Source organism: Streptomyces sp. NPDC006314, from assembly GCF_040613075.1.
Taxonomy (GTDB): domain Bacteria; phylum Actinomycetota; class Actinomycetes; order Streptomycetales; family Streptomycetaceae; genus Streptomyces.
In genome coordinates this window covers 27,848-51,783 of the sequence record NZ_JBEXRL010000027.1, presented here as the reverse complement: position 1 = coordinate 51,783, position 23,936 = coordinate 27,848, and the positions used below count along the sequence as shown (strand labels likewise).

Here is a 23,936-nt window from a genome sequence, read left to right as displayed (position 1 = left end):
AGACCTCCCCACGGCACCGACCGCCCGTACGACGCTAGGCACTGTAATCGACCGGGAACGGCCCGTTCAGTGGGGCAAACCGGCCCCGAGGGGTCATTCCCGTCCAGTACTTCCGCATCTCTCCCCCGGCCGGTCCGCGTCACCGGTGAGCGGCGACGAGCGCTTCGACTCCGTCCAGGATCCGGTCCAGCCCGAACGCGAGCGGATCGGTGCCGTCCGGTTCGAAGGCGCCCTCGGCGATGGCCCTGGTGAGGGCGGGGAAGCGGTCGGCGTGCCGGGCGAGCAGTTCACCGGCGAGCCGGTTCCACTCCCCCTCCCGTTCCTCCTCGTGATCGCTCCGCTGCTGGGCGAGGTTGCGGACGAGTCCGATCAGCAGCAGGAAGACCTGGTGGCGCGGGGCGCCGCCGAGACCGGTGGGTTCCAGAGCGGCGAGGGCCGCGTCCAGCCAGCGCAGCTGACAGGGGCCCATGATCTGTCGGCGCATGGCGGTGGCGTTGAGCAGCCAGGGGTGGGCGGCGTAGACACGCGCGCACTGCCGCGTCCACTCCCGCACGGCCGCGCGCCAGTCGCCGTCCGGCACTCCGGTCAGGTCCGGGCCTTCGGCCAGTACGGACTCCACCATCAGCTCGACGAGTTCGGTCTTGCCGGGGACGTACCGGTACAGGGCCATGGCCGAGACCCCGAACCCGCCGGCGACCTTGTTCATGGACACGGCGTCCAGCCCTTCCCTGTCGGCCAGTTCGGCGGCGGCCGCGGCGATGCGCTGCGGGGTCAGTTGTGGCTTGGGGCCGCGGGTGGGCTGCTCCTGCTCGCCCCACAGCAGCGCGAGGCCCGCCCGCGGATCACGGATCTTGTCCTGCTCCCTGCCACGTCCCGCCATGGGGCTCCTCCACTCCACTCCGGCGCAGCCCGTTGACTCCGCCCACCAACTGTATATACCGTAAACGAAACCGATGACGACATAAACAGTTTAAGGGGAACACCATGCTGCTCACCTACCGCGCGTTCAAGCGCCGCACTCACGCCAAGAAGCTGCGCATCACCACCCCGAACGGCATCGACGAGTCCTCGTACGTCCGTATCGGCGGCATCGACCAGTGGATCTCGATCCGCGGCGAGGACCTGGCGAACCCGGTGATACTGGAGATCCACGGCGGCCCCGGCGCCTCCAACCTCGTCTTCACCCCGCTCACCCGCGCCTGGGAGCGGCACTTCACGATCGTCCGCTGGGACATGCGGGGCGCCGGCAAGACCTTCGCGGCGGGCGGCCCGGCAGAACAGGGTGAGATGACCCTCGACCGCCTCCACGAGGACGCCCTGGAGGTCACCGAGCACATCCGCGCCCGCCTCGGCGTCGCCAAGGTGCTGCTGGTCGCCAACAGCTTCGGCACCGTCACCGGCCTGCGGCTGGCCCGCAGCCACCCCGAGCTGTACTCGGCGTACGTCGGCACGGACCAGAACATCATCGCGGGCGGCCGCGACACCTCGTCCTACGAGGCACTGCTGGCGCGACTGGAGAAGGCCGGCAAGAAGAGGGAGCGGGCGAAGGTGGCGGCGATGGGACCGGACCGTTCCGCCTGGTCGGGCCACGAGTGGGCGGAGTACGCGAAGACCGTGGTCACGACCGACCCGCTGACCTACGACACGATGAAGACGGTCGTTATCCGCTCCCTGTGGTTCTCTCCCTTCCACAACCTGCGCGGCCTGCGCACGTACATGAAGGGCATGAACTTCTCGGAACAGCTGGGCCCGCAGGCGATCACGATCGACGAACGAGCCGAGGGCACCACCTTCCGCCTCCCCTTCTTCCTTTTCCAGGGCGACAGCGACGTCCTGACCCCGCCGGAACCGGCCCGCCGCTTCTACGAGGAGGTCACCGCCCCGGTGAAGGACTTCGCCCTCATCACCGGTGCGAGCCACTTCGCCTCGTTCCGCGAACCCGACCAGTTCCTGAAGCTGATGCTGGGGAAGGTCCGGCCGGTGGTGACGGGGGAGGCGGTGGGGCACTGAGCCGGAGGGCAGGGCGAGGTCGGGCGCGATGGGCTCGGTCCATGGGGAGGGTTCCGGCGCGGCCACCGCCGGCCGGGGCCTTCAAGACGGCGGCCTATCCGCGATGTGAACTCGGCTCGGCGGTGCCGCCCGAGGTCGCCTCGGGTTTGGTGTAGAGGACCTCACGGGCCTGCTCCGCGGCGCGGATGACGCTTTCGCTGATGAAGTCGAGGAAGCGGGCGATGTTCTCGAGGCGGGCGGCAGCCGGGGTGCCGCGGCCGAGGATGCCGACGCCCTGCCGTGCGGTCTCGGCGAGCTGGGCGTTGGACCGGGCACTGGCGATCATCGACTGGTACCAGATGTCGTCGTCGACGACGTAGCGCTCGCGGCGGCGTTCGCCCGGTTCCCGGCGGACGAGGGTCATGCCCTCGAGCGCGGTGATGGCCTTGGAGATGGACGCCGGGCTGACCTGGAGGCGCCGGACGAGCTCGGCGGCGGTGAGGCCGCCGGTGTCGCTCGTATAGAGGCAGGTCAGCACCCGGGCCATCATCTTGGGCAGGCCTGACTGCATAAGGACGGTGGTGAACGCCTCCTCGTACTCGCGCACGGCCTCGTCGTGGCGTCCGTGGGCCTGCGCCGACGCCCCCTGCTCCCGCGGCGCGGCCTGCCTGCGCCGGTGGGCGCGGCGTTCGGTGGCGCGGTGGGCCAGGTCGGCGCGGTAGGCGGTGGGGCCGCCGTTGCGCATCACCTCGCGCGTGATCGTCGAGGTGGGGCGCTCGAGACCTCGGGCGATCTCCGCGTAGGCGAGCCCGTCGGCCAACCCCAGTGCGATCTGCTGGCGTTCCTGCTGGGTGAGCCTGCCCCCCGGCATCACGATCTCCCTTCACGCTTCCCCGATACCCCCAGCATAGCGTTCACCTTCAACTCATTGCAACAGACCAGGGGCCGATGTTGCGTTAAGCCGCAGGGTCGTTGCAACGATTTAGCAGCTCTGACCTGCAACGATGATGTTTTACTGCAACGAGTTAGTTGAGCAAACTTGGAATGCAACGTAGCGTTTCAAACGTCAGAAACGAAGTGCACCGGAGGACACCATGCAGAAGTTCGACACCCCCACCCCGATCACCGCCGTGCTGGACATCCCCGCGGGGCGCATCCAGTTCATCGCGGCCGAGCGGGCCGACACCACGGTCGAGGTCGTGCCCGCCAACGCCTCGAAGGGCCGCGATGTGAAGGCGGCGGAGCAGGCCACGGTCGTCTACGGCGACGGCGTCCTGCGGATCGAGGCCCCGGCGGCGAGGAACCAGTACTTCGGCCCCTCCGGGTCCATCGAGGTGACCATCCAGCTGCCCGCCGGCTCCAGCATCGAGACGAAGGCGTCCTGCGCCGAGTTCCGGGGCGTCGGACGCCTCGGCGACGTCGCCTGCGAGGGCGCACACGGCGCGGTCAAGATCGACGAGGCCGCGAGCGTGCGCCTGGCCGCCCACGCCGGTGACGTCTCGGTCGGCCGCCTCACCGGCCCCGCGGAGATCAGCACCCACCAGGGCGACATCCACATCGCCGAGGCCACCTCCGGCACCGTCGTGCTGCGCACCCGGATGGGCGACGTGACGGTAGGCGCCGCCCCCGGAGTCTCCGCCTCCCTGGACGCCGGCACCGGCTACGGCCGGATCCACAACGCCCTGAAGAACACCGACGGCACCGCCGACCTGACCATCCACGCCACCACCGACCACGGCAGCATCACCGCCCGCAGCCTGTAACGGAGCACCCATCGTGACCAACCTGGCCATCGCGGCGAACGGGCTGCGCAAGTCCTACGGCGACAAGACCGTGCTCGACGGCATCGACATCGCCGTCCCCGAAGGAACGATCTTCTCCCTGCTCGGCCCGAACGGCGCCGGCAAAACCACCGCGGTCAACATCCTCTCCACCCTGATCACCGCGGACGCCGGCAGCATCCGCGTCGCCGGCCACGACCTGGCCGCCGCCCCCCAGGCGATCCGTGCCGCGATCGGCGTCACGGGCCAGTTCTCGGCAGTCGACGGCCTGATCACCGGCGAGGAGAACATGCTCCTCATGGCGGACCTGCACCACCTCTCCCGCAGCGAGGGCCGTCGGGCCGCCGCCGAGCTGCTGGAGCGCTTCGACCTGGTGGAGGCCGCGAAGAAGCCCGCCTCCACCTACTCCGGCGGCATGAAGCGCCGCCTGGACATCGCCATGACACTGGTCGGCGACCCGCGGATCATCTTCCTGGACGAGCCGACCACCGGCCTGGACCCACGCTCCCGGCACAACATGTGGGGCATCATCCGCGAGCTGGTCTCCGGCGGCACCACCGTGTTCCTCACCACGCAGTACCTGGAGGAGGCCGACGAGCTCGCCGACCGGATCGCCGTGCTCAACGACGGGAAGATCGCCGCCGAGGGGAGCGCCGAGGAGCTGAAGCGGCTCGTCCCGGGCGGGCACGTCCGGCTGCGGTTCACCGACCCGGCCGCCTACCAGTCCGCCGTCGGCGCGCTGCGCGAGGCCACCGGGGACGACGAGTCGCTGTCGCTGCAGATCCCCAGCGGGGGCAGCCAGCGCGAGCTGCGCTCCATCCTCGATTGGCTGGACTCGGCCGGTATCGAGGCGGACGAGCTGACCGTGCACACCCCCGACCTCGACGACGTGTTCTTCGCCCTGACCGCCGGCGCCGGCATCCCCGGCCAGTCCAAGGAAGCTGTCCGATGAGCTCCCTCTCCCTCGCCGTACGCGACTCGTCCACGATGCTGCGCCGCAACCTGCTGCACGCGCGGCGCTATCCATCCCTGACGCTGAACCTGCTGCTCACGCCGATCGTGCTGCTGCTGCTGTTCGTCTACGTCTTCGGCGACGTGATGAGCGCGGGCATCAGCGGCGGTGGCGCCGACCGCTCCGAGTACATCGCCTACCTCGTGCCGGGCCTGCTGCTGATGACCATCGGCAGCACCACGATCGGCACCGCGGTGTCCGTCTCCAACGACATGACCGAGGGCATCATCGCCCGCTTCCGCACGATGGCCATCCACCGCGGCTCGGTGCTCGTCGGGCACGTCATCGGCAGCGTGCTGCAGTCGATCATGAGCGTGGTCCTCGTGGGCGCCGTCGCCGTGGCGATCGGCTTCCGGTCCACGGACGCCACGGCCCTGGAGTGGCTGGCGGCATTCGGGCTGCTCACGCTGTTCGCCCTGGCGCTCACCTGGATCGCGGTCGGGATGGGCATGGTCAGCCCGAACGCCGAGGCGGCCAGCAACAACGCGATGCCGCTGATCTTCCTGCCGCTCATTTCCAGCGCCTTCGTCCCGGTCGACGCGATGCCGGGCTGGTTCCGGCCGATCGCCGAGTACCAGCCGTTCACGCCGGCCATCGAAACCCTGCGGGGCCTGCTGCTCGGCAGCGAGATCGGCCACAACGGATGGCTCGCGATCGCCTGGTGCCTGGCGCTGACCGTCCTCGGCTACCGCTGGTCGAAGGCGGTGTTCGACCGCGACCCGAAGTAGCCGGCATGAGCACGCGGGCCACCTCCCGCAACCCGTCCCGCCTCCGGGGGGCATACACCGACACCGCGTCGGCGTACGCCGCCCCGTCGGCGTTCTCAGCCATCGCCGCCCGGCCGTCGGGAACCGCCGGGTCACGGCCCACCGCGTCCCGGTGTCAGTTCGGCCCAGACGACCTTCGCGCCGGCCGGTGCCCGCGTCACGCCCCAGCGGTGCGCGTACGCCTCGACGATCCGTAATCCCCGGCCCGACTCCGCATCGCCGGCCACCGGGTCGTGCAGCCGCGGGACCCGGTCGCCCCGGGCGTCGGTCACCTCGATACGGAGGCTGCCGTCGTCGTGCAGCGCCAGCCCGAGCCGGAAGTCCCTTCCCCGCACCCGCCCGTGCAGTACGGCGTTGGACGCCAGCTCCGCCACGACCTGCGCCGCCTCCTCGAACGGCACCCCCCACTCGTCCAGTTGACGCTCGGTGAGGAGACGCGCGAGCCGGGCGCCTCTGCGGGTCGCCGACAGCTGGATCGTGAGGTGGGATTTCTGATTCATGTCACCCAGCGTGGCCGCCCGTCCCTACTCTGAACAGCAACGACCACGGTACGCAGCGTGACTGTCCGGCTGCCTCGGGTGGTCGTCCGGCTTGTACGACGGGAGGGCGAAGGTGGAGGACGAGGAGGCCGAGGCCGTTGTCAGGGCGGTCGGTCGGCAGATCAAGTTGTGGCGGGAGTCCGCCGGACTGAAGCAGGCGGAACTCGGGGCGGCCATCGGGTACGGCGCCGAGATGGTGTCGTCGGTGGAGCGCGGGCGGCGGATCCCCAAGCCGGACTTCCTGCACAAGGCCGATGAAGTGCTCGGGGCGGGCGGGAAGTTGTCCGTGATGAGGGAGGACGTGGAGAAGGCTCGGTACCCGAAGAACGTCCGGGACTTGAAGAAGCTCGAGGATGAGTCGGTGGAGATGGGGGCTTACGTCAGCTACCACATCCACGGCCTGCTACAGACAGCTGAATACGCCCAGGCGGTGTACGCCCTGCGGCGCCCGGCGTACACCGAGGACGAGATTGACCGGCACGTCGCAGCACGCATGGCACGAAAGTCGGTCTTCGACAGGGTCCCGCGCCCGCAGATCACGTTCGTCCAGGAGGAGGCGACGCTGCGGAGGCCCGTCGGTGGGCGGGCCGTACTGCGGCGCCAGCTTGAACACCTCTTGGAAGTGTCGCGGTTGCCTCACGTGGAGATCCAGGTCATGCCCACCGACCGGGAGGACCACGCGGGTCTGAGCGGCCCCATCCGACTGCTGAAACTCAAGAGCGGTAAGACACTGGGGCACTTGGAAGTTCAGTTGCACAGCCGAGTGATCAGCGACCCCCGGGAAGTACAGATCCTCGAAATGCGCTATGGAATGATCCGGTCGCAGGCTCTCTCGCCCCGGGAGTCGATGGTGTTCATCGAGCAAGTGCTGGGAGAAGACGCATGACCACCTCCACCCTGACGTGGTTCAAGAGCAGCTACAGCAGCGCTGACGGGCCCGACTGCGTCGAAGTAGCCATAACCCCCGCCACCATCCACATCCGCGACTCCAAGCACCGGGACGGCGTCCGAGTGACCGTCGGCGGCACGTCATGGACGGAGTTCGTGGTCTTCGTGGCCGAATCTGCCTGATGGGCGGGGGCGATCGGCGAGAATCCCGGTCATGACCATGCCCACCACCACCACCCCCCATGCCGGCCTCAGACTTGCCGCCGGTGTGCTCACCGGCATACTCGCCCTCTACATCGCCCTGGTCGCCCTCGGGAACATCACCGACTTCGGGACGAACCAGCAGTTCGTACGGCATGTACTGGCGATGGACACGACGTTCAAGGACGACGACCTGATGTGGCGGGCCATCACGAGTACCGCCCTCGAGGACACCGCCTACGTCCTGATCATCGTGTGGGAGACGGCGGCGGCACTCGTGCTGATGTGGGGCACCTGGCTCTGGGCGCGGCGCAGGCACGACCTCGCCCGGCGCGTCTCCACCTACGGACTGCTGATGATGCTGCTGCTCTTCGGTGCCGGGTTCATCGCGATCGGCGGCGAGTGGTTCGCTATGTGGCAGTCGAAGACGTGGAACGGGCTGGACGCCGCCACCCGGGTGTTCCTGCTCAGCGGGGTCGCGTTGATCGTCAACCAGTTGCCGGGCGGCGGGCGGCACGACGCCTAGTCGACCACCGCCACCTTGGTGCCCTGGTCGCCGAAGGACCACAGTGCGGCTCCGTCCTCCTTGTGGAGGCGGATGCCGCCCAGCTTCTTGCCGTTCGCGGGCGGCGGCGAGGTGCCGTCGAGGGCGTTGGAGAAGGCTATGTTCACGCCCTGCACCTTGGTGAAGTACATGATGTGCTCGATCTCGACGCCGTCCGAGCCCTTGAGGGACTGGGTGCGCAGGGTGATCGAGTAGTGGCCCGGCCGCGGGCTCACCGTGCCCGGCCACACCGTGAACGTGCGGGCCGCCCTGCCGGTGGCGTCGACCAGCCAGATCCGCTTCTCGCCGAGCGAGTAGACGATCCGGCGGCCCGTCCCTGACTCGTCCGGCAGGGCGGGCGCCGACGGTGTCCTCGGTGTCGCGGGCGCGTGGGCGCCCGCCGACGCCGGCGGACGCGGCTTGACCGCGGCCGTGGGTTGCGGCCCGTGGTCCGCCTGGACGGCGAGGGCGATCACGGCCGCGGTCGCTCCCGCCGTCAGACCGGTGACCCAGGCCCACGAGGGCAGTCGGGCAGCCACGGGTACGCATCTCCTCCGCTACGGGGCCCCTACGGGATCGGGGGTCGGATCATCGTACTCAGTCCAGGACCGGCAGCAGATCCGGCAGGTGCCCGTCGGACGCCTCGGCGGCCCGCTGCCGCTCCTCGGGGACCTCGCCGTAGAGCGTGGTGCGCGGCCTCGCCGGGCGGCCGGCCGCCTCGGCCACCGCGACCAGGTCGCGGATCGACTTGTAGGAGCCGTAGGAGGAGCCCGCCATGCGGGAGATCGTCTCCTCCATCAGGGTTCCGCCGAGGTCGTTCGCGCCGGAGCGGAGCATCTCCGCCGCCCCCTCCATGCCCAGTTTGACCCAGCTCGTCTGGATGTTCGGGATCCAGGGGTGCAGCAGGAGCCGCGCCATCGCCGTGACCGCGCGGTTGTCCCTCGTCGTCGGACCCGGGCGGGCGATCCCCGCCAGGTACACCGGCGCGTTCGTGTGGATGAACGGGAGCGTCACGAACTCCGTGAAGCCGCCCGTCTCGCGCTGGATCCCGGCGAGCGTGCGCAGGTGGCCGAGCCAGTGGCGGGGCTGGTCCACGTGGCCGTACATCATCGTCGAGGACGAGCGGATGCCCAGCTCGTGTGCCGTCCTGATCACCTCGATCCAGGTGGCCGTGGGCAGCTTGCCCTTGGTCAGCACCCAGCGGACCTCGTCGTCCAGGATCTCCGCCGCCGTACCGGGGATGGAGTCCAGGCCGGCCTCCTTCGCCGCGGTCAGCCATTCACGCAGGGACATGCCCGTCCTGGTCGCGCCGTTCACCACCTCCATCGGCGAGAAGGCGTGGACGTGCATGTCGGGGACGCGCTCCTTGACCGCCTTCGCGATGTCGAAGTACGCCGTGCCCGGCAGGTCGGGGTGGATGCCGCCCTGCATGCAGACCTCGACCGCGCCCACGTCCCACGCCTGCTGGGCGCGGTCCGCCACCTGATCCAGAGAGAGCGTGTAGGCGTCGGCGTCCGTGCGGCGCTGGGCGAAGGCGCAGAAGCGGCAGCCGGTGTAGCAGACGTTGGTGAAATTGATGTTGCGGGTGACGATGTAGGTGACGTCGTCGCCGACCGCCGACCTGCGCACGTCGTCGGCCACCTTGCACAGCGCGTCCAGCGCCGGGCCGTCCGCGTGCAGGAGGGCCAGCGCCTCGGCGTCCGACAGCTTCGTCGGGTCGTCGGCCGCGGTGCGCAGGGCCTGCCGTACGTCCGTGTCGATGCGCTCCGGTGCCATGCCGGGGACGGCCGCCTCGCGCAGGGCCTCCCAGTCGCCGTACACCTCGTCGAAGTCGTCACGCCGGTCGGTGGTGCGGCCCTCGGTGTCGATCGTGCGGTGCAGGTCCGTGCGGCCGGTCGGCAGGAAGGACTCCTCCGGCTCCTGCCACGGCAGGCCTTCCGGGAGCGCCTCGGCGCGGGCCAGGCCCGTCTCCGGGTCGGCCAGCGCGCTCACGTGCGGGCGCAGGCGCGGGTCCAGCCAGGGCTCGCCGCGACGGACGAAGTCCGGGTAGACGCAGAGGCGTTCGCGCAGTTCGAAGCCCGCTGCCGCCGACTTCGCCGCCAGCTCCTCGATCTGCGGCCAGGGGCGCTCGGGGTTGACGTGGTCGATGGTCAGCGGCGAGACCCCGCCCCAGTCGTCGATGCCGGCGCCGATCAGCCGCTCGTACTCTCTGTCGACCAGGTTGGGCGGTGCCTGCAGACACGCCGAAGGTCCCATGATGTGCCGGGCCACGGCCACCGTGGCGACCAGGTCGTCCAGTTCGGCGTCCGGCATGCCGCGCATCGCCGTGTCCGGCTTGGCACGGAAGTTCTGGATGATCAGTTCCTGGATGCCGTGGTAGGCGCGGGAGACCTTGCGGAGGGCGAAGAGGGACTCCGCGCGCTCCTCGTACGTCTCGCCGATGCCGATGAGGAGGCCGGAGGTGAAGGGGACGGAGGAGCGGCCCGCGTCCTCCAGCACCCGCAGGCGTACGGCCGGTTCCTTGTCCGGGGAGCCGTGGTGCGGGCCGCCGGGCTCGGACCAGAGCCGGGTCGCGGTCGTCTCCAGCATCATGCCCATGGACGGGGCGACCGGCTTCAGACGCTGGAAGTCCGTCCAGGTCAGCACGCCCGGGTTGAGGTGGGGCAGCAGGCCCGTCTCCTCCAGGATGCGGATGGAGACGGCGCGGACGTAGGCGATGGTGTCGTCGTAGCCGTGCGCGTCCAGCCACTCCCGCGCCTCCGGCCAGCGGTCCTCGGGCTTGTCCCCGAGGGTGATCAGGGCTTCCTTGCAGCCGAGAGCGGCGCCCTTGCGGGCGATGTCGAGCACCTCGTCGGGGGACATGAACATCCCGTGGCCCGCCCGGCGCAGCTTGCCGGGGACGGTGACGAACGTGCAGTAATGGCACTTGTCCCGGCACAGCCGGGTGAGGGGGATGAAGACGCTCTTGGAGTAGGTGATGACGCCGGGCCTGCCCGCCGCCTCAAGGCCCGCGTCCCGCACCCGGGCGGCGGACGCGGCGAGGTCGCTGAGGGCCTCGCCACGGGCCTGGAGCAGCACCGCCGCTTCGCTGACGTCCAGGGCGACGCCGTCCCGGGCGCGCTTGAGCGCGCGACGCATCGAGTTCTCGGTCGGCCCGGTTCCGGAGGTCGCGGATGTCGTCATCCCTTGAGCATACGTTCGGCGTGATCAGCGACGAGGGCTCCGCCCTGCCCAGGAGGCTCCCGGCGGGCCAGGGCTCTCGGTGACGGCCGCCGCCCGGGCGAACGCGAGGGCCGCAAGCGCGATGGCGGGGCCGGCCGGTCGTCGCCGGCGGGTGCGGGTCGCGGTGGCCGGTCGCGCGGTTCCCCGCGCCTCTCGGCCGGCTTACGTTGGAGGGGTGGCAACGATCCGCGGCACCCTGCCACCGGGCTCACCGGACTATGTGTACCTGCCCTTCGACGTCCCGCCCGGAACCGCCGAGTTGAAGGTCTCCTACACCTACGACAAGCCCCCCGTCCCGCGCGGCACCCCCGGCAACGCGCTCGACATCGGGCTCTTCGACGAGCGCGGCACCGGGCTGGGCGGGCGTGGGTTCCGGGGGTGGTCCGGGGGTGCCCGTACGGAGTTCTTCGTGCGGGCGGACGAGGCGACGCCCGGCTATCTCCCCGGGCCGCTGAACCCCGGCACCTGGCACATCGCGCTCGGGCCGTACACCGTGGCGCCGCAGGGGCTGTCGTACGAGGTGACGGTCACGCTGACGGAGGGGGAGCCCGGCGGCGAGGTCCCTCAGCCGGTGTACCCGCCGCCGCGCGCCCGGGGCCGGGGCCGGGACTGGTACCGGGGCGACTGCCATCTGCACTCCTGGCACTCCGACGGCCGCCGGAGTCCGGACGGGATCGCTGCGCGGGCGCGTGCGGCCGGGCTCGACTTCATCAACAGCTCCGACCACAACACCGTTGCCGCGCATGCCCATTGGGCCGAGGCGGCGGGGGAGGATCTGCTGGTGCTGCTCGGCGAGGAGGTCACCACCAGGAACGGCCACGTCCTGGCCGTCGGCACCGAGCCGGGCACCTTCGTCGACTGGCGCCACCGGGCCCGGGACCACCACTGGGCCCACCTCGCCCGGGAGGTCCGCCGCGCCGGGGGTCTGGTCGTACCGGCCCATCCGTACGCCGACTGCCTCGGGTGCGCATGGAAGTTCGGGTTCGCCGAGGCGGACGCGGTCGAGGTGTGGAACGGGCTGTGGACGCCCGACGACGAGATGGCCCTGGCCGCCTGGGACGGCCTGCTCGTCGCCCCGGTACGCGAGGACAGGGCGTGGCTTCCGGCGATGGGCGCCAGCGACGCCCATCGCGACCCGGATGCGGTCGGCCACCCCCAGACGGTCGTCCTGGCCGACGATCTGACCCGGGAGGCGATCCTGGAAGGCCTGCGGGCGGGCCGCTCGTACGTGGCCGAGTCGAGGACCGTCTCCCTGACCTTCACCGTGACCACCGACGGCGGCGGACAGGCGGGCATCGGCGAGCGGCTGGCGGCCCCCGCCGACGCGCCGGTGACGGTCCGCCTGGAGGCCTCGGGGGCTCCGCGCTGCACGGTCCGCTTCGTCACCGACCAAGGCGTGCCGTTCACCGGCGGTCCGCTGCCGGTGGCGGGCGCGGGCGTCGTGGAGTGGCGTACGACCGCGGCCCACGCGGCGTATGTGCGCGCCGAGTTGCGGCACGAGACGGCACTGGGACCGGTGCCGGGGGCGATGGCGGCGTTCACCAACCCGGTGTTCCTCGGCGCTACGTGATCCGCTCCGCCGCCCACTCGGCCCACTCCCGCCGCATCGCGTTGAAGCGCAGGCCGTACTCCAGGGCGATCCGGCCGTAGACCGAGAGGTTGTCGTCGTCCCAGTCGATGGAGTCGACGAGTTGCCGCAACTGCTCGTATCCGTCCTGGGACATCTCGATCAGGTGGGTCAGATAACCGCGCGCCTCCTCGGGCGGCAGCACCCCGAGGAAGAAGACGCGCAGCAGGATGTCGCTGCGTGTGTTGCGCTGGGGCCGGGTCTCGGTCAGCCAGTGACGCAGCTCGGCCAGGCCCTCGTCGGTGAGGGCGTACTCCTTGCGGCCACGCGGGCCCTCGGCGGCCACCGTGATCAGGCCGGTACCCGCCAGCTTGGTCAGCTCGGTGTAGATCTGGCTCTGGTTCGCCGGCCAGACGTTGGCCAGCGAGGTCTCGAACGTCTTCAGCAGGTCGTAGCCGCTGGCGGGACGCTCGGCCAGCAGACCGAGCAGTGCGTGTCTGAGGCTCATGCCACCCACTCTACATTCCACTATTGACATGTCGTGAGCCGACCTTCTAGTTTTGACATGTCGAAAGAGGAACTCGACGCGACACTCAGACCACTCGGGGGACCCCATGTCGTACCTGCGCACGTTCTTGCCGTGGATCGTCTTCGCCGTCATCCCCTCGGACGACTGGCAGTGGGGCGCGCTCATCGCCCTGATGGTGGCCGTGGGGATCATCGCCCGGGAAAAGCGGTCCGGCAGCGGGTTCGACGCTCTCATCGCCGAGTCCGGCTCGGCGGTCTTCTTCGCCGTGCTCGCCGCCGTCGCCTTCGCCGACCCGCACTCGGGCGTGCACGACTACTCCGCGGCCCTCTCCTCCGGCACCCTCGCCGTGGTCGCCGGGGTCTCGCTGGCCATCGGCCGGCCGTTCACGCTGGGCATCGCCAAGCGCACCACTCCGCGCGAGCTGTGGGGCCTCAAGCCGTTCATCCGGACCAACGTGGTCATCACCGCCGTATGGACCGCCGCCTTCGCCCTGACCGCCGTCGTCCTCGCCCTGGTCGCCCGCGCCGGGCACGGCCACTCGGCCCCCGCGACACTCGTCCAGATCGCCGGTTTCGCCGTCCCGATGGTCTTCACCGTCCGCTACGTCGCCCACGTCCAGGCGAAGGCCGCGCAAGTGGCCCGATGACCACCATGCGGCACCTCTCCGGCAACCACGCCCCGGTCACCGGGGAACTCACCGCGCACGACGTGCCGGTGACCGGCACGATCCCGCCCGAGCTGACCGGCTGGTACCTGCGCAGCGGCCCGAACCCGGCCGGCACCGCCCCGGTCGCCGAGGGGTCCACCTGCCGGCCCGGGTGCCGTCCGGCTTCCACCGCAACGGGAGGCCGACCGGGATGCCTAGGGGTGGTTCTCCCGGGTGGCGCGGCGCAGGGCGATGATCTCGGCGACAGCTTCCAGCCAGCGGGCGGCCCGGCTTTCGGCCTCCGGGGTGGTGGCGGTCTGCGCGGCACCGCTCAGCCAGTCGCGCAGCACGGCGGCCGGCTCCGGGGACGGCAACGACTCGGGCAGCCCGGCCGCGTACGCCAGGCCGCCGGACCGGACGATCTCGGCGACGAACACCACCGAGCGGGGCAGTACGCCCAGCCGGTCGAGGGTGACGGCGGCCGCCACGGCGCCGTCACCGAACAGGGCGGTACGGAAAGCGTCCTGGGTCAGGCCGTAGCGGAGCAGGACGGCGACGTCGGTGTCGGCCAGGACCTCGTCGTCGGTACGGCTTTCGGGGGCGGGGGGCATGAGGGCCTCGGTTCCGGTCCGGTCAGCGGACGGTGATCGTGAAGACGTAGAAGCCGGCCTGCGCGCCCGGGGTGCCGGTCGCGGTGGGGTACGGAGACAGCGACGGGGACACCGTGCCGTCGGGGGTGGGGCGCAGGGTGGACCGGTCGCCGGGGCGGGGGCCGGTGCACGTGTACAGCGGGCAGTACAGCAGCCGTACCGTGGCCCTGCCCTTCGCCAGGGCGGTGAAGTCGAAGGACCGGGTGCCGCCGGTGCCGCCGGCGGTGCCGCTGCCGTCACCGGTCTCCCGGTCGCCCCGGTACCTCACCACGGCCGCGTCCGGCTTCGGGTCGGCGAGGTACCAGTGCTGGCCCAGGGTCGCGGCCGACGGAACGGTGAGGGAGAACCTCTTGCCCGGCTCGACGGTGATGGCCCGGTCCTCGGTGCCGTACTCGGCGCTGGCTTGGCCCGGGCCGGGTTCGGCGGTCTTGCTCGGTGTACCGGTGGCACCGGTTCCCGCGGTACCGCTGGTACCGCCCTCCATGCCGCAGCCGGTGAGGGTGAGCAGGCAGGCGAGGGCGGCCGAGCCGATCAGTGGTGCACGTGAAGTCATGACGGGTCGCTGGTTTCCGGGTCCCGGGTGGCGCGGCGCAGGGCGATGATCTCGGCGACAGCTTCCAGCCAGCGGGCGGCCCGGCTTTCGGCCTCCGGGGTGGTGGCGGTCTGCGCGGCACCGCTCAGCCAGTCGCGCAGCACGGCGGCCGGCTCCGGGGACGGCAACGACTCGGGCAGCCCGGCCGCGTACGCCAGGCCGCCGGACCGGACGATCTCGGCGACGAACACCACCGAGCGGGGCAGTACGCCCAGCCGGTCGAGGGTGACGGCGGCCGCCACGGCGCCGTCACCGAACAGGGCGGTACGGAAAGCGTCCTGGGTCAGGCCGTAGCGGAGCAGGACGGCGACGTCGGTGTCGGCCAGGACCTCGTCGTCGGTACGGCTTTCGGGGGCGGGGGGCATGAGGGCCTCGGTTCCGGTCCGGTCAGCGGACGGTGATCGTGAAGACGTAGAAGCCGGCCTGCGCGCCCGGGGCGCCGGTCGCGGTGGGGTACGGAGACAGCGACGGGGACACCGTGCCGTCGGGGGTGGGGGACGAGGCGGCGGTGCCGGTGGGGTACGGGCTCGCCGTGTCGGTGGGGCCGTGGCAGGTGTTCGCCGGGCAGTACAGCAGCCGTACCGCGGCCTTGCCCTTCGCGACGGCGGTGAAGTCGAAGGACTGGGTGCCCTGGGTGCCGCCGTCGGCGTCGCTGCCCCCCTTCCAGTCCTCCCGCTCGCCCCGGTACTTCACCACGTCCGCGTCCGGCTTCGGGTCGGTGAGGTACCAGTGCTCGCCCAGGCCCGGGGACGCCGGGACGGTGAGGGAGAACCTCTTGCCCGGCTCGACGGTGATGGCCCGGTCCTTGACGCCGTAGTCGGCAGCGGCCCCCTCGCTCCCGCCGCATCCGGTGAGGGCGAGCAGGCAGGCCAGGGCGGCCGAGCCGATCAGTGGTGCACGTTTCGTCATGGTCAGTCCTGGGGGATGTGCACGGCGTAGGCGTTGGGCATCGAGTTGTTGCTGGCCTTGGCCATGCCACCGTTGATGAAGTCGTCCTCGCTGACCCAGGTGGTCGTACCCCACGGGTTGTAGATCTCCAGCTTGTCGCCCTCCTGCCCGATGATCGTCATGGCGTGGCCGGACCGCTCGCCCTTGGCGTTGTAGCCCTCGACGCCGATGGGCACCGGCTTGCCCTCCGCCACCGCCTTCTCGATGTCCGGCAGGACGTTGCGCCGCGCGTCCGCGTCGCGGACCTCGCGCAACTCGTACTTGCTGCCGGTCTGCGGGCTGATCTCCTTGTTGACGACCTCGGTCTTGCCCTCGAGGTCCATGCCGGTCCAGTTGTCGCCGCCGTCGCCCTCCACGTGCACCCGGTGCTGTTCGTCCACCAGGCGCCGCCGGAAGGCCGCGGGGTCGTCCTCCTGCCCGCTGGGCCCACCGGTGAGCGAGAGGGCGTAGACGGGGTCCACCATGGCGCGGGCGGTGACGGTGGACGAAGCGACGCAGGTACTCTCCCGGCCGTTGCCGCCCTGGGTCCAGCCCTGGGAGCGGAACGTCTGGTCGTCCTTGTTGCGGTTGGAGCCGTCGCTGTTCTTGCCCTCGTTGACCATGCTGTCGGTCTGCGTGGTGATCGGCGCCAGGTGGTCCTCCAGCCACGCCGGATCCTTGCCGTGGATCTTCCCGGCGAACTTCTCGACCTCGTTCACGTCGTGGCCGGAGGCGAGGGCCTTCAGGATGTACGCCTTCTCCTGCGGGGTGGAGGCGTTCGCCATCAGCTGGTCCATGCGGCCCCGGTCGGCGGCCGAGAGACGGTCCATGGCGCGGCTGGAGCGTTCCAGGTCGTTGGCGCTGAGGATCTCGTTCATCTCGGGGTCGCCGTCGACGTTGCTGGTGTCGGCCAGCGCCAGCCGGTCGACGGCGGTGAGCCCGTCGGCGCCGTCCAGCTTCCCGGCCCGCGCCTGTGAGGCCCACTTGTTGAGGTCCCGGGCCGCGGCGCGGGCGGCGTCGTCGGCGGTGATCGCGGCCTTGTGCAGCAGGTCGGCGCCCGCGGAGGCGACCGAGCGGGCCTTCAGCCGCTCGGCCTCCTCGTCGTCGTCCTCGTGCCAGTCGTCGAAGAAGCCGTCCTTGCCGCCGAGCATGGTGCGGGCCTCGCGCAGTTTGGCCCGCCCGTCACCGTCCTGCTTCTGGGCGTCCTTGATCGAGTCGGCCAGCCTGATCAGGGCCTTGCCGCCGCCTTCGAACGCGTCCGACATCCGCGTCGTTTCGCGCCCGGCCGCGGCCACCGCGTCGGAGGCGAGGACGCTGGTGTCACCCGCCCACACATCGGGCAGGCCCTTGCGGGCCACTTTGCCGACCCGCTCCCCCAGCCGGCCCACGTCGTCGATCTGGCGGCGGTACGTCTTGCCCAGCCCCTCCAAGGTGGCCGGGTCGCCCACCGGGGCGGACACGCCGAGCGCGTCCTCGATCGCGTCGATCAGATCGTTCTTGCTGCCGGCCGTGGAAATGCTGTGATGCAGCTCGCCCAGCCGCTTGCGGCGGTCGCCCGTGGACTCCGTCATCGTGCGCCGCCCCCTCAGTAACCGGCCAGCGCCGACGGGCGGGTGGCATAGGCGGGCATCGTGGTGAGGTAGCCGTCGCCGGCGGGCACGCTGCGGACGCTCGTGTCGACGAGGCCGTCGCTGCCGGCGTACGCCCCTTTGGCCAGCCGCACCTTGTCGGCCAGTTCATGCAACGCCGACTCCAGCGTCCTGGCCTCCGTCTCCCAGGCGGCGGCATACGCGTTGAACGCCGCGGCGGCGTCCGGCCCGCCGAGCGCGTCGTCCATGTAGCAGAGGGCGGGCTGGATCGCCTTGCGGATCTTCCCCGCGTCTTTGCCCGCGCCGTCCAGTTCCTTGGCTTGTCCGGACACTCCGGACTTGACCGTGTAACCGTCCGAAGACGCGCCCATCAGGCTCCCCCGTTGCAATAGATCACGACCGCGGAGGAGGCTAACACGCGTCGTTCGCGCATCCGTTCGCGCCGCACAAGCCCCCTACACGGCTGCCACAGCATCCACGCGAGATGCGGCAGACACGGTATTCGAGAGAGCAGGAAAGATGATGTCAGGCCGCACCGATCTCAAGCACCGCCTCGTGACCCGCTTCCAGCGCCACCTCGCCAATCCGCTCAACCGCCGGCTGCCCTTCCAGACCCTTCTGGAGACCACCGGACGCACATCCGGCCTGCCCCGGCGGACGCCGGTCGGCGGACGCCGGGCCGGCGACTCCTTCTGGCTGGTCTCGGAGTTCGGCCTCAGGTCCCAGTACGTGCGCAACATCCAGGCCGACCCGCGGGTCCGGGTCCGCATCGCCGGCCGCTGGCACCAGGGCACCGCCCACCTCCTCCCCCACGACGACGCCCTGGCCCGGCTGCGCACCCTGCCCCGCTTCAACAGCGCGGTGGTACGGGCGTTCGGCACCGACCTGCTGACGGTGCGGGTGGACCTGGAGGACTGAGCCCGGGAAAACCGCGGGCGTGAAGCTCACCACCGCCCCGTCCGCCGTCGAACCGGCCCGCGACTTCCCGGAGTTGCTGCCCCATGCCCGCCCGGCCGTCCGGCTGCATCCGCGCCCCGGCGTGCCCGGCGCCCGCGACAGCCACATCGGCGGCCCCTTGCCGGGAGCCGAGCACCAGGCCGGGGACCCCTCGCGCGAGCGGTCGGCATGAGCGTCGGCCGGGGCAGCCACGCGGGCCTGTTCGTCTGCTCGGCGGACCCCCGGCATCCGGCGTCGTTCTTCACCACCCCGGCCGCCGGTCAGCCGGGCCACACGATCGCCTGCACCTCGCTGTAGGCGTGCAGGGCGTAGGAGCCCACGTCCCGGCCGACCCCGCTCTTCTTGAACCCGCCGAACGGGGCCTCCATGTTGCGGCCGACGGTGTTCACCCCGACCCCGCCGGCCCGCAACCGCCGCGCCACCCGGAAGGCGCGGGCCACGTCACCGGACCAGACGTAGTCGATGAGCCCGTACTCGGAGTCGTTGGCGAGGGCCACCCCCTCCTCCTCGTCCTCGAACGGGATGACCACCACGACCGGCCCGAAGATCTCCTCCCGGGCCACCCTCATGTCGTTGCCGCAGTCGGCGAGGACGGTGGGCCGGACATAGAAGCCGCGCTCCTGCGACGGCCGTTCACCCCCGGCCACGACCACGGCGCCCTCCTTCCGCCCGAGTTCGACGTACGACTCCACGCGCGTCCGGTGCTCGTCCGAGATCACCGGCCCCACCACGGTGTCCGGCTCCCTCGGGTCACCGACCTTCGACCGCCGTGCACAGGAGGCCAGTTCTTCCACCAGCCGGTCGTACACCCCCCGCTGGGCCAGCACCCGGGTCGGGGCGGTGCAGATCTGCCCGCTGTAGAAGGAGAAGGTGGTGCCGATGCCGGCGACGGCCGAGCCGAGGTCGGCGTCCTCGAAGACAACGGCCGCCCCCTTCCCGCCCAGCTCCATCAACTGGCGTTTCATGTCCCGCCCGCACACCTCGGCGATGCGCCGGCCGACGGCCGTGGAGCCGGTGAAGCTGACCATGTCGACGTCGCCGGAGGCCACCGCCGCCTCGCCCACCGCCACGTCCCGCCCCGAGACGACGTTCACCACGCCCGGCGGCGCCCCGGCCGCCTCCAGCGCCTCCGCCATCCGGTAGACGGAGAGGGGGTCCTGCGGGGCGGGCTTCACCACCACCGTGTTGCCCATGGCCAGGGCCGGGGCGACCTTGCCGGCCGGGTTGGCCCACGGGTTGTTGTAGGAGGTGACGCAGGTGACGACCCCGACGGGCTGCCGTACCGCGAGCGCGCCCATGACGCCCGCCTTGCCCATCGGGCCCGCCTCGTTGATCTGCGGGGGTATGGCCCACTCGGCGGGCTCGACCGTCGCGTACCGGCGGAAGCGGGCGGCGGCCACCCCGACCTGCATCGCGCGGGCCGTCCCGGCCGTCGCCCCGGTCTCGGCGCGGGCCAGGTCGGCGTACGGCTCCAGGGAACCGCGGATGATCTCCGCGGCCCGCCCCAGCACCGCCGCCCGCTCCTCCGGCCGGGTCCGCGACCACGCCCCGAACGCCTCCCTGGCCGCCGCGCAGGCCGCCCGCACCTGCTCCGGCGAGGCCTCCGGCGCCCAGCCGACCAGTCCCTCGGTGGCCGGGTCGGTCACCGGGTAGTGCCCGCCGGCCGGCTCGACCCACTCCCCGCCGACGAACAGCCTCTGCCCCTCGCTCACCGCGTGCTCACCGTCCGCGTGTCCCGCCCGGACCGCAGCACCTTGCCCGGTACGGCCCCGGTCACCACGTCGTCCCGGATCGCCTCGGCCCCGTTGATCCACACGGCCCGCACCCCCAGCGCCCTGGAGTCCAGCCGGGGGCTGCCGCCCGGCAGATCGTGCACCAGGCGAGCCCGGCCCGCGTCGATGCGCTCCGGGTCGAACAGCACCAGGTCGGCATGCCAGCCTTCCTTCACCCGCCCCCGTTCACGCAGCCCGAAGAGCCGCGCCGGGTCGTCGGTCAGCATCCTCACCGCCTGCTCCAGACCGACCAGCCCCCGGCCGCGCAGGCAGTCCCCGAGGAACCGGGTCGTGTACGGCGCACCACACATCCGGTCCAGGTGGGCGCCCGCGTCCGAACCGCCCAGCAGGACGTCCTCGTGCTGCCAGGTCTCGGCACGCAGCGCCCAGGAGGCGGGGTCGTTGTCGCTCGGCATCGGCCACAGCACCGTACGCAGCTCGTCGTGGGTGCAGATCTCCACCAGGCAGTCGAACGGGTCCTGTCCGCGTTCGGCCGCGATGTCCCGCACGACCCGGCCGGTCAGCCCGCGGTTGGCCTCGCTGTAGGTGTCGCCGATGACGTACCGGCCGAAGTCCGCGAGCCGCCGGAAGACGCCCGCCTCCTTCGACCCGGCCCGCCGCAGCATCTCTTCCCTGACGCCCGGATCACGGAGTCTGGCGATGCGCTCCGGAACGGGCAGCCCGAGGACGGGCCCCCACCCCGGGATGAGGTTCAGGGCGCAGAACGTGCCCAGGGACATGTTCATCGGGGTGAGGATCGGCATGGTGAGGGCCACCACCCGGCCACCCGCCTTCCGGGCCCGCTCACTCACGCTCAGCTGCCGGGGCACGCGCTCCGGCACGGCCGCGTCGATGGTGAGGACGTTCCAGTTCAGTGGCCGCCCGGCGACCGCGCTCAGCTCCACCAGCAGGTCGATCTCGGCATCGCTGAACTGGTCCAGGCAGCCGGCGACGATCGCCTCGATCTGCGTGCCCTCGTGCTCGCCGACGGCCTGCGAGAGCGCCAGCAGCTCCGCCGGCCGGGCATGCCGGGAGGCGACCGGCTGCCCGTCGCCGTCGGAGTGGGTGCTGGACTGGGTGGTGGACAGCCCCCAGGCGCCGGCGTCCATGGCCTCGTGCAGCAGCCGGAGCATCCGCCGGAGCTGCTCCCCACTCGGCTGCCCGCCGACCGCGTCCGGACCCATCACGTACCGCCGCAGTGCACAGTGCCCCACCATGAACCCGGCGTTGACGGCGATCCGCCCCTCGAGGGCATCCAGGTACTCCCCGAAGGAGTGCCAGCTCCAGGGTGCTCCCTCCTCCAGTGCGACCAGGGACATCCCCTCCACCCTGGACATCATCCGACGGGTGTAGTCGGCGTCCTCCGGGCGGGAGGGGTTCAGGGGCGCGAGGGTGAAGCCGCAGTTCCCGGCGGCCACGGTCGTCACCCCGTGATTGAGGGAAGGAGTGGCGTACGGGTCCCAGAAGAGCTGGGCGTCGTAGTGGGTGTGGGGGTCGACGAAGCCGGGGGTGAGGACGAGGCCGGTGGCGTCCTCGGTGGTGCGGGAGCCTTCGGTGACCTGGCCGATGCCGGCGATACGGCCGTCGCGTATGCCGACGTCCGCGGTGAACGCGGGGGCGCCCGTCCCGTCCACGACGGTCGCACCCTTGATGACGTGATCAAGCACGGGGCCTCCTTCTCGACTGCGGAGCCGCAAAGCCCTGGGGGCGCGGGGAACTGCGCGGGAGACCGGCCACGCACCCGCACCCCGCGACGGCGCTCACACAGCCGCCCGGAAGCGGGTGGTCCGGTGAACGGGATCCGTATCGATCTTCGGGATCACGTGCTCACCGATCAGCCGGATCGTCCGCAGCGTCTCCTCCTTGGGCACCCCCACCGGCAGCCCGAAGCTCAGCTGATCCGCCCCTGCCTGCTCCCACCGCTTGCACTGCCGCAGCACCTCGTCCGGATCGCCGCAGATCAGCAACTCCTCCTCGATCAGCAACTCCACGAACTCCGGCGTGTACGCGGGCAACGTCTCCGGCCACACCGGGAAGCCCTCGGGGCGGGGGAACGTGTCGTGGTACCGGAAGACCAGCGACGGCAGATAGTGCAGCCCGCCGTTGACCGCGCTCTCGATCGCCTCCGCATGGGTCGGCGCGCAGATGGCCGTGGTCGTCACCATCACGTTGTCGTTCACGAAGTCCCCGACGGGCTCCGCGTCCACGATCGCCGTCTTGTACTGCTCCAGCACCCACTCCATGTCGGAGACCTTCTGGATGCTGAAGCCGAGGACACCGAGCCCCTTCTTCGCGGCCATGGCGTACGAGGGCGGCGACCCGGCCGCGTACCACATCGCCGGGTGCGAATTCCCGTACGGCTTCGGCAGGATCTTCCGCGGCGGCAGCTGCCAGTGCTTGCCCTGGAAGCCGGCGTACTCGTCCTGGAGCCACATCTTCGGGAACTCGGCGATGGTCTCCTCCCAGATCTCCTTCGTGTGGTCCATGTCGGTGATGCCGGGCAGGAAGCCGAGGATCTCGTGGCTGCCGGCGCCCCGCCCGCTGCCGAACTCGAACCGGCCCTCACTGAGGTGGTCGAGCATGGCGACCTTCTCGGCGACCTTCACGGGGTGGTTGACCTGGGCGAGCGGGTTGAAGATCCCGGAGCCGAGGTGGATCCGCTCGGTCGCGTGGGCGAGGTAGCCGAGGAAGACGTCGTTGGCGGAAAGGTGCGAGTACTCCTCCAGGAAGTGGTGCTCCGAAGCCCAGGCGTACTTGAAGCCGGATCTGTCCGCCTGGATGACGTACTCGGTCTCCTCCATCAGCGCCTTGTGCTCGGCCAGCGGGTCGGTCTCGGCACGCTTGCCCACGTATCCCTGTACGAAGAGCCCGAATTCCACGGCGGTTCACCGTCCCTCAGTTTTTCTGACGAAGCGTCAGAAACCTATGTCGGCCGACTGTCGCACCGGCCGCGCCGGCCGTCAATAGCTGATGGTCCGTCAGATAAGGGCGTTCAGATGACGCTGACCCCCGCCAGCCAGCCCCCGTCGATCACGAACGGCTGCCCGGTGATGTACGAGGAGTCGTCCGAGGTGAGGAAGAGGGCGAGGCGGGCCACCTCCTCGGGCTGTCCGACCCGCCCGAGCGGCACGAGCTTGCGGTACAGCTCGTCCAGGGCCCGGCTCATCTCCTCCGGGTCCGCGTGCGGATCCAGCCGGGCCGGATTGGACATCGCGGTGTCGATGGCGCCCGGGCAGATGGCGTTGACCCGGATCCCCCTGCCCGCCAGCTCCAGTGCGGCCACCCGGGTGAGCCCGAGCACGGCATGCTTGGTGGCCGCGTACGTGCCCACGGCCGCCATCCCGCTGAGCGCCGTGTAGGAGGCGGTGTTGACGATGGTCCCGCCGTCCGCCAGCTCCGGCGCCACCGTCTTCATCCCCAGGAAGCAACCGACCTGGTTGACCTGCACGACCTGCATGAACTCCTCCAGCGGAGTGTCCACGAGGGCGTTGAAACGCAGGATGCCGGCGTTGTTGACCAGCCCGTCGATCCGCCCGTACGCCCGCTTGACGGCCGCGACGGCCTCCCGCCACCCCTCCTCCGCGCCCACGTCGAGATGGACGTACAACGCGCCTATCTCCTCGGCCAGCGCCTTCCCCTGGCCGTCCAGCACATCCGCCACGACCACCCGCGCCCCCTCCGCCCGGAAGAGCCGCGCCTCCTGCTCGCCCTGTCCGCGGGCCGCCCCGGTGACGATGACGACCCGCCCGTCCAGCCTGCCCATG

27 protein-coding genes are annotated in these 23,936 nt (G+C 71.0%); 11 read left to right on the top strand and 16 right to left on the bottom strand.

The features are described from left to right. Positions 1-139 precede the first annotated feature (139 nt). Positions 140-880, bottom strand: coding sequence for a TetR/AcrR family transcriptional regulator C-terminal domain-containing protein (locus ABZ079_RS33140; protein WP_356943158.1), 741 nt, complete (start codon positions 878-880; stop codon positions 140-142). Positions 881-984: 104 nt separating this feature from the next. Here ABZ079_RS33140 and ABZ079_RS33135 point away from each other — a divergent pair, with 104 nt between their 5' ends. Next, the gene (locus tag ABZ079_RS33135) at positions 985-2,010 is read left to right on the top strand and encodes an alpha/beta hydrolase (protein WP_356943157.1); all 1,026 of its coding nucleotides are present in this window, start codon (positions 985-987) and stop codon (positions 2,008-2,010) included. A 94-nt stretch (positions 2,011-2,104) separates the two neighbouring features. Here the strand turns inward: ABZ079_RS33135 and ABZ079_RS33130 are convergent, their stop codons facing one another. Next, positions 2,105-2,860 carry a helix-turn-helix domain-containing protein gene (locus tag ABZ079_RS33130; protein ID WP_356943156.1) on the bottom strand — a complete coding sequence of 252 codons (756 nt, stop codon included), beginning with the start codon at positions 2,858-2,860 and terminating at the stop codon, positions 2,105-2,107. A 223-nt stretch (positions 2,861-3,083) separates the two neighbouring features. On the opposite strand from ABZ079_RS33130, the gene ABZ079_RS33125 reads away from it, so the two are divergent. Genes ABZ079_RS33125 through ABZ079_RS33115 form a run of 3 tightly spaced genes read left to right on the top strand, consistent with a single transcriptional unit; the run spans position 3,084 to position 5,510 of the window. Continuing rightward, on the top strand, positions 3,084-3,752 hold the full coding sequence (locus tag ABZ079_RS33125; RefSeq protein ID WP_356943155.1) for a DUF4097 family beta strand repeat-containing protein: 669 nt from the start codon (positions 3,084-3,086) through the stop codon (positions 3,750-3,752). Between the two features lie 13 nt (positions 3,753-3,765). Continuing rightward, positions 3,766-4,722 (top strand): ATP-binding cassette domain-containing protein, encoded by a 957-nt coding sequence (locus ABZ079_RS33120; protein WP_356943154.1) that lies wholly within the window; start codon positions 3,766-3,768, stop codon positions 4,720-4,722. After that, a complete protein-coding gene (locus ABZ079_RS33115) occupies positions 4,719-5,510 on the top strand; it encodes an ABC transporter permease (RefSeq protein ID WP_356943153.1) in 792 nt (263 codons plus the stop codon). The genes ABZ079_RS33120 and ABZ079_RS33115 overlap by 4 nt, the downstream gene beginning before the upstream one ends. A 131-nt stretch (positions 5,511-5,641) precedes the next feature. Here ABZ079_RS33115 and ABZ079_RS33110 read toward each other — a convergent pair whose 3' ends face one another. Continuing rightward, the gene (locus tag ABZ079_RS33110) at positions 5,642-6,049 is read right to left on the bottom strand and encodes an ATP-binding protein (RefSeq protein ID WP_356943152.1); all 408 of its coding nucleotides are present in this window, start codon (positions 6,047-6,049) and stop codon (positions 5,642-5,644) included. A 112-nt stretch (positions 6,050-6,161) separates the two neighbouring features. Between ABZ079_RS33110 and ABZ079_RS33105 the strand changes: the two genes are divergently transcribed. Genes ABZ079_RS33105 through ABZ079_RS33095 form a run of 3 tightly spaced genes read left to right on the top strand, consistent with a single transcriptional unit; the run spans position 6,162 to position 7,703 of the window. Next, entirely contained in the window at positions 6,162-6,974 is an 813-nt protein-coding gene (locus ABZ079_RS33105) for a helix-turn-helix transcriptional regulator (RefSeq protein ID WP_356943151.1), read from the top strand. After that, on the top strand, positions 6,971-7,159 hold the full coding sequence (locus tag ABZ079_RS33100) for a DUF397 domain-containing protein (protein ID WP_356943150.1): 189 nt from the start codon (positions 6,971-6,973) through the stop codon (positions 7,157-7,159). Before ABZ079_RS33105 ends, ABZ079_RS33100 begins: the two co-directional genes overlap by 4 nt. A gap of 37 nt (positions 7,160-7,196) precedes the next feature. Next, the gene (locus ABZ079_RS33095; RefSeq protein ID WP_356943194.1) at positions 7,197-7,703 is read left to right on the top strand and encodes a DUF2165 domain-containing protein; all 507 of its coding nucleotides are present in this window, start codon (positions 7,197-7,199) and stop codon (positions 7,701-7,703) included. Here the strand turns inward: ABZ079_RS33095 and ABZ079_RS33090 are convergent. Both ABZ079_RS33090 and ABZ079_RS33085 read right to left on the bottom strand, forming a co-directional pair. After that, positions 7,700-8,260 carry a hypothetical protein gene (locus tag ABZ079_RS33090; protein WP_356943149.1) on the bottom strand — a complete coding sequence of 187 codons (561 nt, stop codon included), beginning with the start codon at positions 8,258-8,260 and terminating at the stop codon, positions 7,700-7,702. The two genes, ABZ079_RS33095 and ABZ079_RS33090, sit on opposite strands and share 4 nt — an antisense overlap. A 58-nt stretch (positions 8,261-8,318) precedes the next feature. Further along, positions 8,319-10,904, bottom strand: a complete 2,586-nt coding sequence (locus tag ABZ079_RS33085; RefSeq protein ID WP_356943148.1) for a bifunctional FO biosynthesis protein CofGH — start codon at positions 10,902-10,904, stop codon at positions 8,319-8,321. A gap of 214 nt (positions 10,905-11,118) precedes the next feature. Here ABZ079_RS33085 and ABZ079_RS33080 point away from each other — a divergent pair, with 214 nt between their 5' ends. Further along, a complete protein-coding gene (locus ABZ079_RS33080; RefSeq protein ID WP_356943147.1) occupies positions 11,119-12,513 on the top strand; it encodes a CehA/McbA family metallohydrolase in 1,395 nt (464 codons plus the stop codon). Here ABZ079_RS33080 and ABZ079_RS33075 read toward each other — a convergent pair. Then, entirely contained in the window at positions 12,506-13,018 is a 513-nt protein-coding gene (locus ABZ079_RS33075; protein ID WP_356943146.1) for a PadR family transcriptional regulator, read from the bottom strand. The two genes, ABZ079_RS33080 and ABZ079_RS33075, sit on opposite strands and share 8 nt — an antisense overlap. 106 nt (positions 13,019-13,124) lie before the next feature. On the opposite strand from ABZ079_RS33075, the gene ABZ079_RS33070 reads away from it, so the two are divergent. Further along, positions 13,125-13,685: a hypothetical protein gene (locus ABZ079_RS33070; RefSeq protein ID WP_356943145.1), complete on the top strand. Its 561-nt coding sequence runs from the start codon at positions 13,125-13,127 to the stop codon at positions 13,683-13,685. 215 nt (positions 13,686-13,900) lie between these two features. On the opposite strand, the gene ABZ079_RS33065 is transcribed toward ABZ079_RS33070, so the two are convergent. Genes ABZ079_RS33065 through ABZ079_RS33040 form a run of 6 tightly spaced genes read right to left on the bottom strand, consistent with a single transcriptional unit; the run spans position 13,901 to position 17,814 of the window. Continuing rightward, positions 13,901-14,296 (bottom strand): hypothetical protein, encoded by a 396-nt coding sequence (locus ABZ079_RS33065; protein ID WP_356943144.1) that lies wholly within the window; start codon positions 14,294-14,296, stop codon positions 13,901-13,903. Positions 14,297-14,318: 22 nt separating this feature from the next. Next, positions 14,319-14,888 (bottom strand): protease inhibitor I42 family protein, encoded by a 570-nt coding sequence (locus ABZ079_RS33060; RefSeq protein WP_356943143.1) that lies wholly within the window; start codon positions 14,886-14,888, stop codon positions 14,319-14,321. Further along, positions 14,885-15,292 (bottom strand): hypothetical protein, encoded by a 408-nt coding sequence (locus ABZ079_RS33055; RefSeq protein ID WP_356943142.1) that lies wholly within the window; start codon positions 15,290-15,292, stop codon positions 14,885-14,887. Before ABZ079_RS33055 ends, ABZ079_RS33060 begins: the two co-directional genes overlap by 4 nt. 22 nt (positions 15,293-15,314) lie before the next feature. Continuing rightward, positions 15,315-15,836, bottom strand: coding sequence for a protease inhibitor I42 family protein (locus tag ABZ079_RS33050; protein ID WP_356943141.1), 522 nt, complete (start codon positions 15,834-15,836; stop codon positions 15,315-15,317). Positions 15,837-15,838: 2 nt separating this feature from the next. Continuing rightward, complete coding sequence (locus ABZ079_RS33045; protein ID WP_356943140.1) at positions 15,839-17,425, bottom strand: peptidoglycan-binding protein; 1,587 nt, start codon at positions 17,423-17,425, stop codon at positions 15,839-15,841. Positions 17,426-17,439: 14 nt separating this feature from the next. Next, the gene (locus ABZ079_RS33040; RefSeq protein ID WP_356943139.1) at positions 17,440-17,814 is read right to left on the bottom strand and encodes a hypothetical protein; all 375 of its coding nucleotides are present in this window, start codon (positions 17,812-17,814) and stop codon (positions 17,440-17,442) included. Positions 17,815-17,965: 151 nt separating this feature from the next. On the opposite strand from ABZ079_RS33040, the gene ABZ079_RS33035 reads away from it, so the two are divergent. Together ABZ079_RS33035 and ABZ079_RS33030 are read left to right on the top strand one after the other, a co-directional pair. Next, the gene (locus ABZ079_RS33035) at positions 17,966-18,361 is read left to right on the top strand and encodes a nitroreductase/quinone reductase family protein (protein WP_356943193.1); all 396 of its coding nucleotides are present in this window, start codon (positions 17,966-17,968) and stop codon (positions 18,359-18,361) included. A 19-nt stretch (positions 18,362-18,380) separates the two neighbouring features. Beyond that, entirely contained in the window at positions 18,381-18,572 is a 192-nt protein-coding gene (locus ABZ079_RS33030; RefSeq protein WP_356943195.1) for a hypothetical protein, read from the top strand. Between the two features lie 88 nt (positions 18,573-18,660). Here the strand turns inward: ABZ079_RS33030 and ABZ079_RS33025 are convergent, their stop codons facing one another. From ABZ079_RS33025 to ABZ079_RS33010, 4 genes are all read right to left on the bottom strand, one after another. Continuing rightward, a complete protein-coding gene (locus ABZ079_RS33025; protein WP_356943138.1) occupies positions 18,661-20,112 on the bottom strand; it encodes an aldehyde dehydrogenase family protein in 1,452 nt (483 codons plus the stop codon). Next, positions 20,109-21,839, bottom strand: a complete 1,731-nt coding sequence (locus ABZ079_RS33020; RefSeq protein WP_356943137.1) for a D-aminoacylase — start codon at positions 21,837-21,839, stop codon at positions 20,109-20,111. Before ABZ079_RS33020 ends, ABZ079_RS33025 begins: the two co-directional genes overlap by 4 nt. A 93-nt stretch (positions 21,840-21,932) precedes the next feature. Continuing rightward, on the bottom strand, positions 21,933-23,051 hold the full coding sequence (locus ABZ079_RS33015) for an LLM class flavin-dependent oxidoreductase (RefSeq protein WP_356943136.1): 1,119 nt from the start codon (positions 23,049-23,051) through the stop codon (positions 21,933-21,935). A 113-nt stretch (positions 23,052-23,164) separates the two neighbouring features. Continuing rightward, the gene (locus ABZ079_RS33010) at positions 23,165-23,935 is read right to left on the bottom strand and encodes an SDR family oxidoreductase (protein ID WP_356943135.1); all 771 of its coding nucleotides are present in this window, start codon (positions 23,933-23,935) and stop codon (positions 23,165-23,167) included. Between the last annotated feature and the right edge of the window lies 1 nt (position 23,936).